At 72.7% G+C, this 14,993-nt stretch carries 13 protein-coding genes and 1 tRNA gene; 6 read left to right on the forward strand and 8 right to left on the reverse strand.

What is annotated here, in order from left to right; genetic code table 11:
• Positions 1 to 7: 7 nt before the first annotated feature.
• Positions 8 to 535: a universal stress protein gene (locus tag ACH4NX_RS22905; protein ID WP_279559544.1), complete on the reverse strand. Its 528-nt coding sequence runs from the start codon at positions 533 to 535 to the stop codon at positions 8 to 10.
• A 294-nt stretch (positions 536 to 829) separates the two neighbouring features.
• Between ACH4NX_RS22905 and ACH4NX_RS22910 the strand changes: the two genes are divergently transcribed.
• The 4 genes from ACH4NX_RS22910 (at position 830) to ACH4NX_RS22925 (ending at position 3,720) form a co-directional block, all read left to right on the forward strand.
• Entirely contained in the window at positions 830 to 1,228 is a 399-nt protein-coding gene (locus tag ACH4NX_RS22910; protein ID WP_398128589.1) for a hypothetical protein, read from the forward strand.
• Between the two features lie 387 nt (positions 1,229 to 1,615).
• Positions 1,616 to 2,803, forward strand: coding sequence for a helix-turn-helix domain-containing protein (locus tag ACH4NX_RS22915; RefSeq protein ID WP_351396664.1), 1,188 nt, complete (start codon positions 1,616 to 1,618; stop codon positions 2,801 to 2,803).
• Between the two features lie 153 nt (positions 2,804 to 2,956).
• A complete protein-coding gene (gene orn / locus ACH4NX_RS22920; protein ID WP_351396661.1) occupies positions 2,957 to 3,559 on the forward strand; it encodes an oligoribonuclease in 603 nt (200 codons plus the stop codon).
• Positions 3,560 to 3,647: 88 nt separating this feature from the next.
• Positions 3,648 to 3,720 (forward strand) — tRNA-His (locus ACH4NX_RS22925).
• A 109-nt stretch (positions 3,721 to 3,829) separates the two neighbouring features.
• Here ACH4NX_RS22925 and ACH4NX_RS22930 read toward each other — a convergent pair.
• From ACH4NX_RS22930 to ACH4NX_RS22940, 3 genes are all read right to left on the reverse strand, one after another.
• Complete coding sequence (locus ACH4NX_RS22930; protein WP_398128588.1) at positions 3,830 to 4,864, reverse strand: FecCD family ABC transporter permease; 1,035 nt, start codon at positions 4,862 to 4,864, stop codon at positions 3,830 to 3,832.
• A complete protein-coding gene (locus ACH4NX_RS22935; RefSeq protein WP_351396654.1) occupies positions 4,861 to 5,910 on the reverse strand; it encodes an iron chelate uptake ABC transporter family permease subunit in 1,050 nt (349 codons plus the stop codon). The genes ACH4NX_RS22930 and ACH4NX_RS22935 overlap by 4 nt, the downstream gene beginning before the upstream one ends.
• A gap of 100 nt (positions 5,911 to 6,010) precedes the next feature.
• Positions 6,011 to 6,757, reverse strand: coding sequence for a helix-turn-helix domain-containing protein (locus tag ACH4NX_RS22940; protein WP_351396651.1), 747 nt, complete (start codon positions 6,755 to 6,757; stop codon positions 6,011 to 6,013).
• A gap of 138 nt (positions 6,758 to 6,895) precedes the next feature.
• On the opposite strand from ACH4NX_RS22940, the gene ACH4NX_RS22945 reads away from it, so the two are divergent.
• Positions 6,896 to 7,882, forward strand: a complete 987-nt coding sequence (locus ACH4NX_RS22945; protein WP_398128587.1) for an ABC transporter substrate-binding protein — start codon at positions 6,896 to 6,898, stop codon at positions 7,880 to 7,882.
• Positions 7,882 to 9,663, forward strand: coding sequence for a siderophore-interacting protein (locus ACH4NX_RS22950; protein WP_398128586.1), 1,782 nt, complete (start codon positions 7,882 to 7,884; stop codon positions 9,661 to 9,663). The genes ACH4NX_RS22945 and ACH4NX_RS22950 overlap by 1 nt, the downstream gene beginning before the upstream one ends.
• A 143-nt stretch (positions 9,664 to 9,806) precedes the next feature.
• Here ACH4NX_RS22950 and ACH4NX_RS22955 read toward each other — a convergent pair whose 3' ends face one another.
• The 4 genes from ACH4NX_RS22955 to ACH4NX_RS22970 all read right to left on the reverse strand — a co-directional run bounded on the left by ACH4NX_RS22955 (position 9,807) and on the right by ACH4NX_RS22970 (position 14,599).
• Positions 9,807 to 10,865, reverse strand: a complete 1,059-nt coding sequence (locus ACH4NX_RS22955) for a LacI family DNA-binding transcriptional regulator (protein WP_351396642.1) — start codon at positions 10,863 to 10,865, stop codon at positions 9,807 to 9,809.
• 180 nt (positions 10,866 to 11,045) lie between these two features.
• Positions 11,046 to 12,506, reverse strand: a complete 1,461-nt coding sequence (locus ACH4NX_RS22960) for a GH1 family beta-glucosidase (RefSeq protein WP_351396639.1) — start codon at positions 12,504 to 12,506, stop codon at positions 11,046 to 11,048.
• A gap of 169 nt (positions 12,507 to 12,675) precedes the next feature.
• Positions 12,676 to 13,593, reverse strand: a complete 918-nt coding sequence (locus tag ACH4NX_RS22965) for a carbohydrate ABC transporter permease (RefSeq protein WP_351396636.1) — start codon at positions 13,591 to 13,593, stop codon at positions 12,676 to 12,678.
• A gap of 13 nt (positions 13,594 to 13,606) precedes the next feature.
• Positions 13,607 to 14,599, reverse strand: a complete 993-nt coding sequence (locus tag ACH4NX_RS22970) for a sugar ABC transporter permease (RefSeq protein WP_351396633.1) — start codon at positions 14,597 to 14,599, stop codon at positions 13,607 to 13,609.
• Between the last annotated feature and the right edge of the window lie 394 nt (positions 14,600 to 14,993).

A 14,993-nucleotide genomic window follows, 5' to 3' on the forward strand; every position in this document is an offset into this window, starting at 1 on the left:
GGGCGCGTCAGGGAATGACCACCACGGGCCGCTTCGCGCGCTTGGCGAGCCGGCCGGCGACGGAGCCGAAGAGACGGCCCACCAGGCCGTGGCTGGAGCCGACGACGATGGCGTCCGCCTCGTACTCCCGCCCCACCTCCTCGAGTTCGTGGCAGATGTCGCCACCGCGCTCGACCAGGATCCAGGGCACCTCGGTGAGGTAGTCCGCGCACGCCAGCTCCAGACCCAGCACCTCGGTGCGGTGGTCCGGTACGTCGACGAAGACGGGGGGCTCGCAGCCCGCCCACACGGTGGTGGGCAGCCGGTTGGCGACATGCACGATGACCAGGCCCGAGCCGAGCCGGCGTGCCATGCCGATGGCGTACGCGAGGGCACGCTCACTGGAAGTGGAGCCGTCGAAGCCGACGACGACACCGTGCTTGAAGGCTGGGTCGCACGACTGGCGTGGCTCTTCGGCCGCCAGGGGCTCGGCCGCCGTAGGTTCGGCGACGGGCCGCTTGCGGTCCGCGGGTTCGAAGAATTCGTGACCGGCCATGGCTGTCTCGGCGTTTTTATCCTCTATGGGGGACAACAGTGTGCGGCGGATCTGTGTGTCCGGGAATCATCTTCCCAAGCCCATACCCCCAAGGGTACGGCGCCACGCCTCCTTCGCCCAGATCCCGCGCAGGGTCCGCCGCGGGTTCCCCGGAGCATGCCCGAGGGGGCGCCCGTAACGCAATGGTTGCTGCGTTGTACAGGCGGTTTGCACGGGATTCAACTGTCCGTGATCAGTCGTGACCGACGCGTCGCACGGGCGTTGATCCCCATGCCGTCAGCCCAGGGAGCCCGCATGTCCGGACCGCACCAGCCCGTCGAGCCGCCGTCCGGCACCCCTCGCACACCCCGCGACCCCGCCGCCCCTGCCGCCCCTGCCGCTCCCGACGGCCCGGAACCGACCGCGCCGCTCCGGGACGGCGTCACCGACCTCGTCCGCTGGGCGGCCTTCAGCTGTTTCCTCGTCCCGGTCGTGCTCCTCTGGTACGGCACCTCCTTCGCCGGCACCGCCGGCACCGCCCTCGGCCTGGCCGCCGTCACCGGCGCCTGCCGGCTGCTGCTGCGCCGGTCCGAGCGCGGCGCGGCCCGGCCGGCCGGCGACCATCGCACGGGACGGGCCGGGCGCCGGCACCGGGCCGGACGGCCGGCCCGCGGGCGCGGACGGCACGCGGGGCGAAAGACACCGGTCGACTGACCGGTTTCCGCGCACGCGTCCGCTTCTTTTCAGCCAACTTCCACCGGTGGCTCATCCCTGGCCCCCACTACCCCCAAAACACCGTTTCACCTGCACGGAAAGGGTCCCGAGGGCCCCGCGCACCCTACGGGGATTGGCCACTGACACAAGGCGCACTTCCCTGGGGCGCCCCAGAGTGCAACGCTTCGTGATCGACTGCTTCACGCCAAGTTGCCATGTCGATAATGTCCCAAGTGCCGAACCGGCCACCTCGGCTCGACGGGACGCAGTAGATTCGATCTTGACTGTCTACGGCGGGGGACTCGTGCAGGACCGAGGGGAAACGTGTTGGAGCGACAGACCCGAAGGGAACAGGGCGCCGCGACCACCGAGGGGGGCTTAGCGGTTATGAGCCACGACTCCACCGCCGCGCCGGAAACCACGGCCCGGAAGCTCACCGGGCGACGCCGCAAGGAGATCGTCGCGGTGCTGCTGTTCAGCGGCGGCCCCATCTTCGAGAGTTCCATACCGCTGTCGGTGTTCGGGATCGACCGCCAGGACGCCGGCGTGCCGCGCTACCGGCTGCTGGTGTGCGCCGGCGAGGACGGCCCGCTGCGCACCACCGGGGGCCTGGAACTCACCGCGCCCCAGGGCCTGGAGGCGATCTCACGGGCCGGCACCGTCGTGGTGCCCGCCTGGCGGTCGATCACCTCTCCGCCACCGGAGGACGCGCTCGACGCACTGCGCCGGGCGCACGAGGAGGGTGCCCGCATAGTCGGGCTGTGCACCGGCGCCTTCGTGCTCGCGGCGGCCGGGCTGCTGGACGGCCGCCCCGCCACCACCCACTGGATGTACGCGCCGACGCTGGCCAAGCGCTATCCGTCGGTGCACGTCGATCCGCGCGAGCTGTTCGTGGACGACGGCGACGTGCTGACGTCGGCGGGCACGGCGGCCGGCATCGACCTGTGCCTGCACATCGTGCGCACGGACCACGGCAACGAGGCGGCCGGCGCGCTGGCCCGCCGCCTGGTGGTCCCGCCGCGCCGCTCGGGCGGTCAGGAGCGCTACCTCGACCGGTCTTTACCGGAGGAGATCGGCGCCGACCCGCTCGCCGAGGTCGTCGCCTGGGCGCTGGAGCACCTCCACGAGCAGTTCGACGTGGAGACGCTGGCGGCCCGCGCGTACATGAGCCGCCGCACCTTCGACCGCCGCTTCCGCTCGCTGACGGGCAGCGCGCCGCTGCAGTGGCTGATCACCCAGCGGGTGCTCCAGGCGCAGCGTCTGCTGGAGACGTCCGACTACTCGGTGGACGAGGTCGCGGGCCGCTGCGGCTTCCGTTCGCCGGTGGCGCTGCGCGGCCACTTCCGGCGCCAGCTCGGCTCGTCCCCGGCCGCCTACCGGGCCGCGTACCGGGCCCGCCGTCCGCAGGGCGACCGCGCGGTGGACCCGGAGTCGTCCGGTGGCCCACGGCACAGCGCACCGCCGGAGCCGGTCCCGCTGTCGGCGGAGAACGCGGTCCCGTTCCAGTCCCGCCGCACCGCGGCACCGCTGCCCGCCGCGGCGGCGAGCCTGCCGGGGCAGCGCGGCGCGCCCTGAATCCGTGAAACGCCGGACGGGCATTTCAGCCCGTCCGGCGTTTGAGGACGAGGCCGTCCGGGCCGAAGCGGGGGCCCGGGGGCGGCAGCCCCCGGCGAGGCCCACACCGGCGCCGGGGGACCGGACGGCCGACGTCAGCCGTAGGCTGTCCGCATGAACGATCGCATGGTGTGGATCGACTGCGAGATGACCGGCCTCTCGCTGTCCGACGACGCGCTCATCGAGGTTGCCGCCCTCGTCACCGACTCCGAGCTGAACATCCTCGGCGAGGGTGTCGACATCGTCATCCGTCCGCCGGAGCGGGCCCTTGAGACGATGCCGGAGGTGGTGCGTCAGATGCACACCGCGTCCGGCCTGCTCGCGGAGCTCGACGGCGGCACGACGCTGGCGGACGCCGAGGCGCAGGTCCTGGCGTATGTGCGGGAGCACGTGAAGGAGCCGGGCAGGGCCCCGCTGTGCGGCAACTCGGTCGGCACCGACCGCGGCTTCCTGCTGAGGGACATGGCGACCCTGGAGGGCTACCTCCACTACCGGATCGTCGACGTCTCCTCGGTCAAGGAGCTGGCCCGCCGGTGGTACCCGCGGGCGTACTTCAACAGCCCCGAGAAGAACGGCAACCACCGCGCGCTCGCCGACATCCGCGAGTCCATCGCCGAACTGCGCTACTACCGGGAAGCGGTCTTCGTCCCGCAGCCCGGACCCGACACCGACACCGCGAAGGCGATCGCCGCGAAGCACGTCGTGACCGCCCGGTAAAAGGCGTGCGCAAGCACCCCTTCGGACCCTGTACACTTTTTCTCAGCCGGTCGGGGAACCGCCTCGCGGGATTCCAGTACCGGCCTTGGTGGGTGTAGCTCAGTTGGTAGAGCACCTGGTTGTGGTCCAGGTGGCCGCGGGTTCAAGTCCCGTCACTCACCCTGACACGTCAGCCGGTGGCCTCGCGAGAGGCCACCGGCTGACGGCGTTGTGGGGGCGCCCCGCCACCCCCTTCCGGCAGGAGACGGGCCAGAGCCCGTCGGACCGGCCCTAGAACCCGCGCCGGCTCTCCCGCGCCAGCAGCACCAGCAGATACGCACCGCCGACACACACGGTGACCGAGCCGGTCGGGAGGAGCACGTCCGGGATCGCGTGCTGCGCCGCGAGGTCGGCGGCGAGCAGCAGCACCGCGCCGACGAGCGCCGAACCGGCGAGGTCCACGGAGGTGCCGTGACCGGTGAGGCGGCGGGCGATCTGCGGTGCCGCCAGCGCGACGAACGCGATGGGGCCCGCCGCGGCGGTCACCGCGGCCGTCGCGACCACACCGAGGACGACCAGCAGCACCTTCGTACGCTCGACCGGTACGCCGAGCATCGCCGCCGTGTCGTCGCCGAGTTCGAGCCGCCGCATCCTGCGCTGCGCCACCGGGGCCGCTGCCGCGACCGCCGCCAGCACGAGGGCCGCCACGGCGATGGCGGGCCAGCCGACGGCGTTCAGCGAGCCGGCGCCCCACACCGCGGCGCGCAGTGCCGTGTCGACGTCGGCCTTCACCAGGAACCAGGTGTTGAGCGAGTGGAGCAGCGCGCCCACCGCGATGCCCACGATGATGAGCCTGAAGCCCTGCACACCCCGCCGGAACGCCAGCAGATACACGGCGAAGGCGGTGATCAGGCCCCCGGCGAGCGCCCCCGCCGCCAGCACCGAGTAGCTGGTCGCCCCGGCCAGCAGGCCGACGACCACCCCCGTGTACGAGCCGGTGGTGAAGCCGATCACGTCGGGGCTGCCGAGCGGGTTGCGGGTGAGGGACTGGAAGACCGCGCCGCCCACGGCGAGGGCGGCCCCGAAGAGCACGGCGGCGGCGATGCGCGGCGCCCGCCACTCCAGGACGACCGTGCGGACACCGCGGTCCGCGGTCCCCGTGAGGACGGAGGCCAGGTCGCCGAGGCTCAGGGGATAACTGCCCAGGGTGAAGGCCCACAGGGCCAGCGCGATCAGTACGAGCCCCAGCACCGCGCACACCACGACCGCGCGGCGCGCCACCCGCAGGCTCAGCGGGCCCGCTCTGAGGACGAACATCCCGCTCACAGTCCCCTCGCCCGGCTCGTGCGCACCAGCATGACCAGTACGGGCGCGCCGATCAGCGGCATCATCACGCCGACCGGCAGTTCGGCGGGGCTCACGATCAGCCGGCCCAGGACGTCGGCGACCAGCACGATCGCCGGGGCGAGGACGGCGGAGTAGGCGAGGATCCAGCGCCAGTCGGGCCCGGTGAGCCACCGCACGGCGTGCGGCACCATCAGGCCGACGAACAGCAGGGGGCCCGCCGCGGCCGTCGCCGCCCCGCACAGCAGGGTCACCGCGATCACGACGCCGGACCGGGTCGCGCCGACCCGCAGTCCGACGGCTCGCGCGGCGTCGTCGCCGAGCGCGATCGCGTTGAGCGGGCGCGCGCAGCAGACGGCGGCCAGCAGGCCGGCCAGGACGAAGGGCGCGACCGCCGCGGCGGTGCCCGTCGGGCGGTCGGTGATGGTGCCCGCTCCCCAGAACCTCATGCGGTCGAAGGTCTCCGTGTCGATCAGTGCGAGGGTCTCGGAGATGCCGGACAGCACCGCCGTGAAGGCCACCCCGACGAGGATGAGCCGCAGGGGCGAGAGGCCGCCCCGTCCGCCGCTCGCGGCGAGGTGGACCACCGCCGCACCGGCGATCGCCCCGGCGAACGCGAACGGCAGGTACTGCTCGATGCGGGTGACCCCGAAGACGGCCACGCCCAGGGTGACGGCGAAGCCGGCGCCCGCGTTGACTCCGAGGACTCCGGGGTCGGCGAGCGGGTTGCGGGTGAGCGCCTGGATGAGCGCCCCCGCCACGCCCAGGGAGACCCCGACGAGGACGCCGAGCACGGTGCGGTCCACGCGGGCGTCGCTGACGGTGGCGTGGGACGCGGAGCCGTCCGGGTCGGTGAGGGCCTGCCACACCACGTCCGGGGGGAGCATCGCCGAGCCGATCGCCACGCTGAGCAGCACCGCCGCCAGGAGCACGCCGACGGCGGCGCCCAGGCCGAGGAAGCGGCGTGCCGTGGGGCGCGACGACCGGGCCGGCGGACGCGCGGCCTTCGTCGCGAGCACCTGTGCCATCCGACCTCCTTGATCCGCTCGGTGATCCGGACAGCCCGGACTACTGGAGAACACGCGCGACACACTGGAAAATCGCACAACATCTGGACCTGATCCCGCTTCAGCGGCCGCCGAGCGCCCCCACCGCGTCCGCCGTGAGCGCGCTCACCGGGACGCCGGACTCGCGGCTCAGCGCGCGCAGCAGCCCGGCCCGGGTCGCGTAGCCGGCCGCCCTGGCAGCCGCCGTCAGCTCGCCACCGCCGAGTATGTGCTCGACGGCGGCGTTCATCCTGGCCCGGTTGCGCCACCGTGTGAAGGGAAGCCCGGTCTCGTCGAGGAGGACGCGCTGTACCTGACGAGGGCTCATCCGGTGCTGTGCGGCGAGCCGCTCGAGCGTCAGGGAGGGGGTGCGCAGGGCCTCCCGGGCGAGTGCGCGCACCGCGGGATGGGTGGGCAGGACCACCGGGAAGTACTGCCGGGAGATACCCCGCAGCACATGGCCGATGGCCTGGCGGAACGGCCGTACCTCCTCCGTCGTGGCCGGCGCGGCGCCGAGCGCGGTGGTCATGATCTCGATGATCGCGGGGACCACCCCGAGCGGTTGCACACGGCATCGTGGCCGGTCGTCGGGGGTGAGGGTGGGGCCGAGCGCCATGCCGCCGCCGTCGATGCGCAGCGCGTGCGGCACGCGGGGAGCGATCCACACGGCCTCCTGGCGCCCGAGCCGCCACTCCTCGCCGTCGGCCAGCAGGAGGGCGGTCCCGGTCACGACGTAGACGAGGTGCGGCTCGTCGTGCTGGTGCGTGTCGTGGCCGAGGAAGCGGATGGCGTTCTCGGCGACCACGGTGCCGAGCGATGTCACCGGCAAGCGTGCCTCCCGTACCTGCGATGTGTCGTGTCCGTCACCGGCGATGTCGCACTCGGATCGACGCCACGGACCCAGCGAGGTTAGCCTCACCTTACCCAACAGCTCAACAGTCGCTCCTGCCCAGCCACGTGAGGTCCCATGCTTGCTCCTGCCCGCCTGCTCGCCGTCGCCCTCGTCGCCGCGCTGGCCCTCACCGGCTGCGCCGCCTCCGACTCCTCGGGCGACGGGGACAAGGCGTCCGCCGCGAAGACCCGTACGGTCAGGACCGACTACGGCGAGGTGAAGGTGCCCACCGAGCCGGAGCGGGTGGTCGTCCTGAACCACGCGCTCGCCGGATACCTCTACGACCTCGACGTACCGGTGCGGGCCACGATCCCCGAGGACGCCGACGGCAAGGGCGAGTTCTCCCCGCACTGGGCCAGGGAGGCCAAGGAGGACGGTACGACGTTCCTGCCGTGGAGCGTCGACGGCTTCGACCTGGAGGCGATCCTCGCCCTTGACCCCGACCTCATCGTCGGCGGTGGTATCGGCTTCCCGCTGTTCCAGGCGGAGAAGGTGTACGACGACCTCTCCGACATCGCTCCGACGGTGCTGGTCGGCAAGAAGCTCGGCGACTGGCGGAGTCAGTTCTCCTTCCTCGCCGACGACGTGTTCGGCAAGGTCGACGTCTACGACCGGCACCTGGCCGCCTACGACGAGCGGGTCACCGAGGTGAAGGCGGCGATCACACCGCCGCCCGGCCCCGTGTCCTTCCTGGCCTTCACCGGGGACGGCACCGCCTACGGCCTGGTGGAGAACGTGGGCCTGCCGAGCGAGTTCGAGAAGGTCGGCATCGAGCCGGCGCCGGTCTTCGCCGAGGGCGGCTTCGAGGTGTACGGCGGGGGCGGCGACATGTTCGAGCTGTCGACGGAGAAGGCCGGGCAGACCATCACCCAGCCGTCCGTGTTCGTGATGGGCTTCAACGGCGACACGACCGACGTCGCCACGCTCAGGAAGAACCCGGTCTACGGCGCGCTGCCCGCCTTCAGGTCGCACCACGCCTACGACCTGCCGTACTGGGTGCTGCGCGGCGACTACGACGAGTCGATGGCCCTGCTCGACATCATCGAGAAGCGGTTCGCCTGATGGCCGCCCAACGCGCGTACACGACGCATCCGCTCGTCCTGCGCCGGGTCACGGTCCGCCGCGTCCAGGAGGTGACGCCCCGGATGCGGCGCGTCGTCCTCGGCGGCGACCAGCTCGCTTCGTTCACCCGGGACGGGATCGAGCACCCGGCCTTCGCGGCGCCCGGGTTCGACGATCACATCAAGGTGATCCTGGCCTCGGACGGGGACGTCCGGGCGGCGCTGCCCGCCCAGTTGCCGCACGGCATCGAGTGGACACCGGCCGGGAACCGGCTGACCCGCGACTACACGCCCCGGCGGGTGGACGTGGAGGCGGGCGAGTTCGACCTCGACTTCGTGGCGCACGGCGACGGCCCCGCGTCGGCCTGGGCGGCGTCGGCGCGGGTCGGCGACGAACTGTGGTTCGTGGGGCCGAAGTCGTCGCTGCGGCTGCCGGAGCGGCTGGACTGGATCTGGCTGATCGGGGACGAGACCGCGCTGCCCGCGATCGGCCGCTTCCTCGACGAGCGTCCGCTCGACGCGCCGGCCCACGTCCTGGTGACCGTCCCGGACGACTCAGCGCGCCAGGAGCCGGCCCTGCGGGACGGCGACACGGTCACCTGGGTGACCGCCGAGCCCGGTGACGCGGCGGCGCTGGAGGCCGCCGTGCGCGCGCTGCCGGTTCCGGCGGGCGAGGGGTACGCCTGGGCGGCGGCGGAGAGCCGGGCGCTGCTGCCGGTACGCCGCTACCTGCGACGCGAGCGTAAACTCGCCAAGGACCGCCTGAACATCACGGGCTACTGGCACCACGAGGAGCCCGGCACGGCGGAACCGGGGGCAGCGGGGACTTCGGGAGACGCGGGGAAGGTTGTCGCGGAAGTACCGGCGCGTATTCCGTCACCGCTGCCGTGGCTGGTCACGCGGGCCGCGGTGCAGCTCGGCGTGATCGACGCGGTCGCCGACGCGCCGGGCGTCACGCTCGGGGCGCTCGCGTCCCACGTGGGCGTGCCCGCGGCGGGTGTCGGCGCGCTGCTGCCCCTGCTCACCGCGCACGGCGTGGTCGTCGGCGACGAGACCGGGCTGCGGCTCGGCCCGGCGGGCGAGGAGCTGCTCGACGACCACGAGCGCGAGGAGTACGCGGGCCAGGAGGCAGAACTGCTGCTCTCGCTGGCCCGGTTGGCCCCCGCGCTGCGAAACGGCACCTCGTCCTGGCGGGAGGCCTCGCACACGACCCTGCGCGACGCCGTGGCCCAGGACGCGGACCGCTACGGTGAACTGGTCGAGGAGTGCGAGCAGTTGCTCTTCCTCCTGACCGGCCTCACGGCCGACCCCCTCTGGGAGGGCGTCGACACCTGTCTGCTCACCGGGCCGGGCAGCGCGTCCGTCGCCGCCGCCCTCGACGACGCCGGACGCCGGCCACGGCTGCGTGTCGCGGAAGGTGACGTGCCCGCGGCGGTCCTGCGCGAGGCCGTCCAGGCACCGGAGCGGATCGACTGGACGGCGGGGCCCGCCGACGTCGCCGTCGCCGCGAAGGCCCTCGCGTACCGGACCGATCACGAGGCCGCGCTCCTGCTCACGGAGCTGGCCGGCTGGGCGGCGACGGCGGTCGTCGTCGAGGCCTCCCGCCCCGACGGCCTGAGCCCGCACGCGGCCGAGGCGGCCCTTCAGGCGTACGCCGCGACCGGCGCTCCCTTGCGCGACTCCGCCGCGATCGCCGCTCTCGCGGAGCGGACGGGCTGGTACGTCGACCGTGTCGTCGCCCTCGGCTGGGGCACGGAGGCCACGGTGCTGCGCCGCGCCTGACGCCCCGCGAGCCCGACCCTCCTGCCCACTCGGCCACCCACACGTCAGCCGGTGTCCTCGCCAGAGGTCACCGGCCGAGAGGTTCCGCCCTGGGCGCCGGCCCTGTCAGGACGGTCCGCGCCCCGTCCTCGGTCCGGGCGGCGTCACGACGACGCCCGCTCCACCAACTCCGTCGCCAGCACCGTCTGGTGCCGCTGCTCCGGCCCCCGCGAGGCCGCCGGACGGCGGTCCGCGATCTCGGTCAGCAGCAGGTCCGTCATCGCGCGGCCCATCTCCTCGATGGGCTGCCGCACGCTGGTGAGCGGCGGCTCCATGTGGCGGGCGATGGCCGAGTCGTCGTAGCCGACCAGCGCCACGTCGTCCGGGATGCGCCGGCCCGCCTCGCGCAGGGCCTGACGGGCGCCGGCCGCGGTGACGTCCGAGGCGGCGAAGACCGCGTCCACGTCGGGCCGGCGGCGCAGCAGTTCCGCCATCGCGCGGCGCCCGCCCTCCTCGCTGAAGTCCCCCGCCTCGATGAGCTGTTCGTCCGCCGGGTGGCCGGCGTCGCGCAGGGCCGCGCGGTAGCCGTCGGCGCGCCGCTGGGCACCGTAGACGTCGAGGCGTCCGGTGATGTGCGCGATCTGGCGCCGTCCGCGGGACAGCAGGTGCTCGACGGCCGAGCGGGCGCCGCCGTAGTTGTCCGAGTCCACCGACGCCAGCGGTTCCCGGGCCGAGCGCGGGCCGCTGATGACCGCGGGGATCTCCAGCTGGGCCAGCATGTCGGGCAGCGGGTCGTCGGCGTGCACCGACACCAGCAGGACGCCGTCCACGCGGTGCGCGGCCAGGTACTGGGCGAGCCGTTGCCGCTCCCGGTCGCTGCCCGCGAAGATCAGCAGCAGCTGCATGTCGGTGTCGGAGATCTCCGCGCCGACGCCCCGCAGCATGTCCGAGAAGTACGGCTCGGCGAAGAAGCGGGTCTCCGGCTCGGGGACCACCAGCGCGATCGCGTTGGTGCGGTTGGCGGCCAGGGCACGGGCGGCGGTGTTCGGGACGTAGCCGAGTTCGGCGACGGCCGCCTCGACGGCCGCCCGGGTCGTGTCGCTGACCCGGGGCGAGCCGTTGATCACCCGGGAGACGGTGCCACGGCCGACACCGGCCCGGGCGGCGACCTCCTCCAGGGTCGGACGTCTGACGCCCCGGCTCCCCCCACCCTTGACCGCCATGGTCGTCGCCTTCCCTTCGCAGCTGTCAGGCCTGGAATGTAACAGCCCCGGCGCTGCCCTCCCCGACCCCGTTGGTTCCGTGCCGGGGCCGGGACGGTCCTCCCCCGCCGTGCCGGTGGCGGACGAGGGGGCGCGGCCGGCCAGCGGCGGCGCTCCCCCCGGCGGAGGCGGACCAGAGCGTCAGCCCTTGCCGCCGGCCGCGGCCGGCAGCGCGTTGTGCCGGATCACGTCGGCGTACCAGTGGGCGCTCGTCTTGGGGATGCGGCGCTGGGTGGAGTAGTCGACGTAGACGGCACCGAAGCGCTTGGAATAGCCGTACGACCACTCGAAGTTGTCCAGCAGGGACCACAGGAAGTACCCGCGGACGTCCGCCCCGTCGGCGATGGCCCGCCGGACGGCGTCCAGGTGGGAGTGGAGGTAGGCGACGCGCTGCGGGTCGTTCACCCGGCCCTCGGGGGAGATGTAGTCGTCGAAGGCGGCACCGTTCTCGGTGACCATCAGCGGCAGACCCGGGTGGGACTTCGCCAGGCCGGTCAGCAGGGTGTGCAGCCCGTCCGCGTCGATGGCCCAGTTCATCGCGGTGACGTCGTCGTTGGCGAGGTGGAAGGCGACGTCCTTGGCACCGGTCCACGGGGTGTGGTCGCTGGCGCCGTGGCCGTCGTTGTGGGTGGCGCCGGCGCCGTCCGCAGGCCGGGAGACCACGGTCGGCGAGTAGTAGTTGACGCCGAGCACGTCGATGGGCCGGGAGATCTCGGCCAGGTCGCCGTCGCGGACCAGCTCGTTCCAGTCGACGAGGTGCGACGTGTCGGCGATCAGGTCCTCGGGGTAGGCGCCGTCGAGGATCGGGCCGGTGAAGACCCGGTTGCCGACCGCGTCGATCCGGCGGGCCGCCTCGATGTCCCCGGGGGCGTCGGTGAGGGGGCGGACCTGGTGCAGGTTGAGCGTGATGGAGGTCTGGGCGGACGCCGGCAGGATCGTGCGCAGCGCGCCGACCGCGCGGCCGTGGGCCAGGTTGAGGTGGTGGGCGGCGCGCAGGGTGGCGGCGGGGTCGGTGCGGCCGGGGGCGTGCACGCCGGAGCCATAGCCGAGGAAGGCGCTGCACCACGGCTCGTTGAGGGTGGTCCACACGCCGACGCGGTCGCCGAGGGCGCGGGCCATGATGCCGGCGTAGTCGGCGAACCGGTCGGCGGTGTCGCGGTGCGGCCAGCCGCCGGCGTCCTCCAGCTCCTGGGGCAGGTCCCAGTGGTAGAGGGTGGCGACGGGGGTGATCCCCGCCTCCAGAAGCTCGTCGGTCAGGCGGCGGTAGAAGTCCAGGCCGCGTTCGACGGCGGGGCCCCGGCCGGTGGGCTGGACCCGGGACCAGGAGACGGAGAAGCGGTACGCCTTCAGGCCGAGGTCCTTCATCAGCGCCACGTCGTCGCGGTACCGGTGGTAGTGGTCGGCGGCGATGTCACCGGTGTCGCCGTTGCGGACCTTGCCGGGGGTGTGGCTGAAGGTGTCCCAGATGGAGGGCGTGCGGCCGTCCTCGGCGGCGGCGCCCTCCACCTGGTAGGCGGCGGTGGCGGTGCCCCAGACGAAACCTGTCGGGAAGGAGGTGTCGGAGGCCGACTGGGCAGTGGTCTCGGGTCGTACGGCGGTCATGGTGAGAACGCTCCCAAATGGCGTGGAGGAGGACCGGACGGGACAGGGTGGTCCGGCGGGGAGGGAAGGCGGGCCCGTCCGCGCGGGGTCGGTGCGCGGGGCGGGCCCTGCCGGGTGCGGCGGACGGGCCCGCGTGCGGGGCGGGCCCGTCCGGATACGGCGGTGGGTGTCAGCCCTTGACGGCGCCCGCCATGATGCCTCCGACGATCTGCTTGCCGAAGACCACGAAGACGATCAGCAGCGGCAGCGTGCTGATCAGCGCTCCGGCCATGACGATGCTCTGGTCGGGGGTGTAGGAGGCGCTGAGCTGGCCGAGCGCCACCTGGAGGGTGGGGTTCTCCTGGCTCAGGGCGAGGAACGGCCAGAAGAAGTCGTTCCACGCCTGGACGAAGGTGAGCATGCCGAGCACCATCATCGCGGGCCGGGCCACGGGAAGGACGACGGCCCACACGATGCGGAAGTTGCTCGCCCCGTCCACCTTGGCCGCCTCGATGAGTTCGTAGGGCAGGGCCTCGATCAGGTACTGGCGCATGAAGAAGACACCGAAGGCACCGACCAGGGTCGGGAAGATCACCGACTCGAGCTCTCCGCCCCAGCCGATGTCCGACATCATCATGAACAGCGGCACGACACTCAGCTGCGGCGGGATGGTGAGGGTGGCGATGACCGCGGTCATCAGCGCGCCACGCCCGCGGAAGCGCATCTTGGCGAAGGCGTAGCCGGCCAGCGTGCAGAAGAACAGCGTGGCCACGGTGATACTCGTGGACACGATGATGCTGTTGACGATGGCCTTGCCGAGGTTGGCCTGTTCCCAGGCCGCTTCGATGTTGGTCCACAGTCTGCCGCCCGGGATGAACGGCGGCGGGCTGTCGAGGACCCGCTGCTGGTCGTGGGAGGCGGCCACCAGCGTCCAGTACAGGGGGAAGACGGACCCCAGGCCGACGACGATCAGGGCGAGGTAGGTGTACGGGCCGCCCTTCAGCTGCTGGCCGGCACCGATCTTGAGGCGGCGGCGGCCCTTGCCGTTGCCGGGAGGCGGGTCCTCGACCGGGCTCAGCGCGGACTTGGTGGGAATGGTCGTGGTCATCGTGTCGCTCCCGTCAGGCCGCGCTCTTGCGCACGTACCGGCTGACGATCCAGTTGATCAGGGCGATGAGCAGCAGCAGGACGAGCATGGCCCAGGCCACGGCCGCGGCCGGGCCGAGGTGCCCCAGCTTCCAGCCGTAGTTGTAGAGGTAGATGCTGAGCGTCTCGTACTGGTGCTCGCTGCCGCCGACGGAACCGAGCGTGCCGCCCTGGAGCAGCAGCGGTTCACCGAACAGCTGCATGGAACCGATGGTCGAGATGACGATCGTGAACAGGATCGTCGGCCGCAGCGAGGGGATGGTCACCTTGATGAACTGCTGCCAGCGCGACGCGCCGTCGATGGAGGCCGCCTCGTACAGGTCGCTCGGCACGGCCTGCATGGCCGCCAGGTAGATCAGGGCGTTGTAGCCGGTCCAGCGCCAGATCACCATGACGGCGATGGCGATCTTGGACGACCAGTGCCCGTTGCCCCAGTCGATGCTCTCGACGCCGACGAGGCTCAGCACCCAGTTGAGGAGGCCGCCGTCGGCCCGGAAGACCAGGGCGAAGACGAGGGCGGCGGTCGCCACCGAGGTGGCGTACGGGGTGAGGATCACCGTGCGCCAGAAGGTGCTGGCGCGCAGCTTGTAGTTGAGCAGGTGGGCCAGGCCGAGCGCGACCAGCAGCTGCGGGACGGTCGAGATGACGCCGATGATGAAGGTGTTGGAGACGGACGTCCAGAACTCGGAGTCCTGGAGGATGGTGGTGAAGTTCTCCAGGCCCACCCACTCGGACTCGTCGAGACCGGTCATCTCCACCCGGTGCAGGGCGATCCAGCCGGTGTAGAGGAGCGGGTAGAGCCCGAACGCGCCGAAGATCAGGAAGAACGGGGCGATGTACGCGTACGGGGACGCCTTGTCGTCGAGGCGCCACAGGCGCGCACGCCATGCGCTGCGTCCTTTGGACGCGGTGCCGGAGCCGCCGGTGGGCGGGGTGTGGGCACCCCGTGTGGGGGTTGTCGTTGCCACGGAGGGAGTCCTTCCCTGGGAGGTCGGGCCGGGTAGGGCGGGAGACGGGACGGTTGGGCGGGCGCCCGTCCCGCCCCCTTCCTCCGCCCGCGCGGACCAGCACGGTGTGCCGGGCGGGCCGTACGGAGGCATGAGGTGGGTGTGGCCGAGGCCCCGGCGCCGGGTGCCGGAGCACGCGGGACGAGGAGACCGGGGTCGGGCGGGAGCGCGGCCGGGGGAACGGAATGGTGCGGGGGCCGGGACGGGGTTCGGGCCCCGGGCCGTGTGGTCGCCGGGGCCTGGTACGGACGCGGGCGGGGTGATCCTTGGGGGTGCTCGGCCCCGGGGGCCGGCCCTGCCGCGCGCACTCCCGGTGGGCCGGGCGCCCTCCCGTGCCGGGGAGGAACGCACGTGG

The organism is Streptomyces sp. NPDC017225 (genome assembly GCF_044331465.1).
GTDB lineage: Bacteria > Actinomycetota > Actinomycetes > Streptomycetales > Streptomycetaceae > Streptomyces.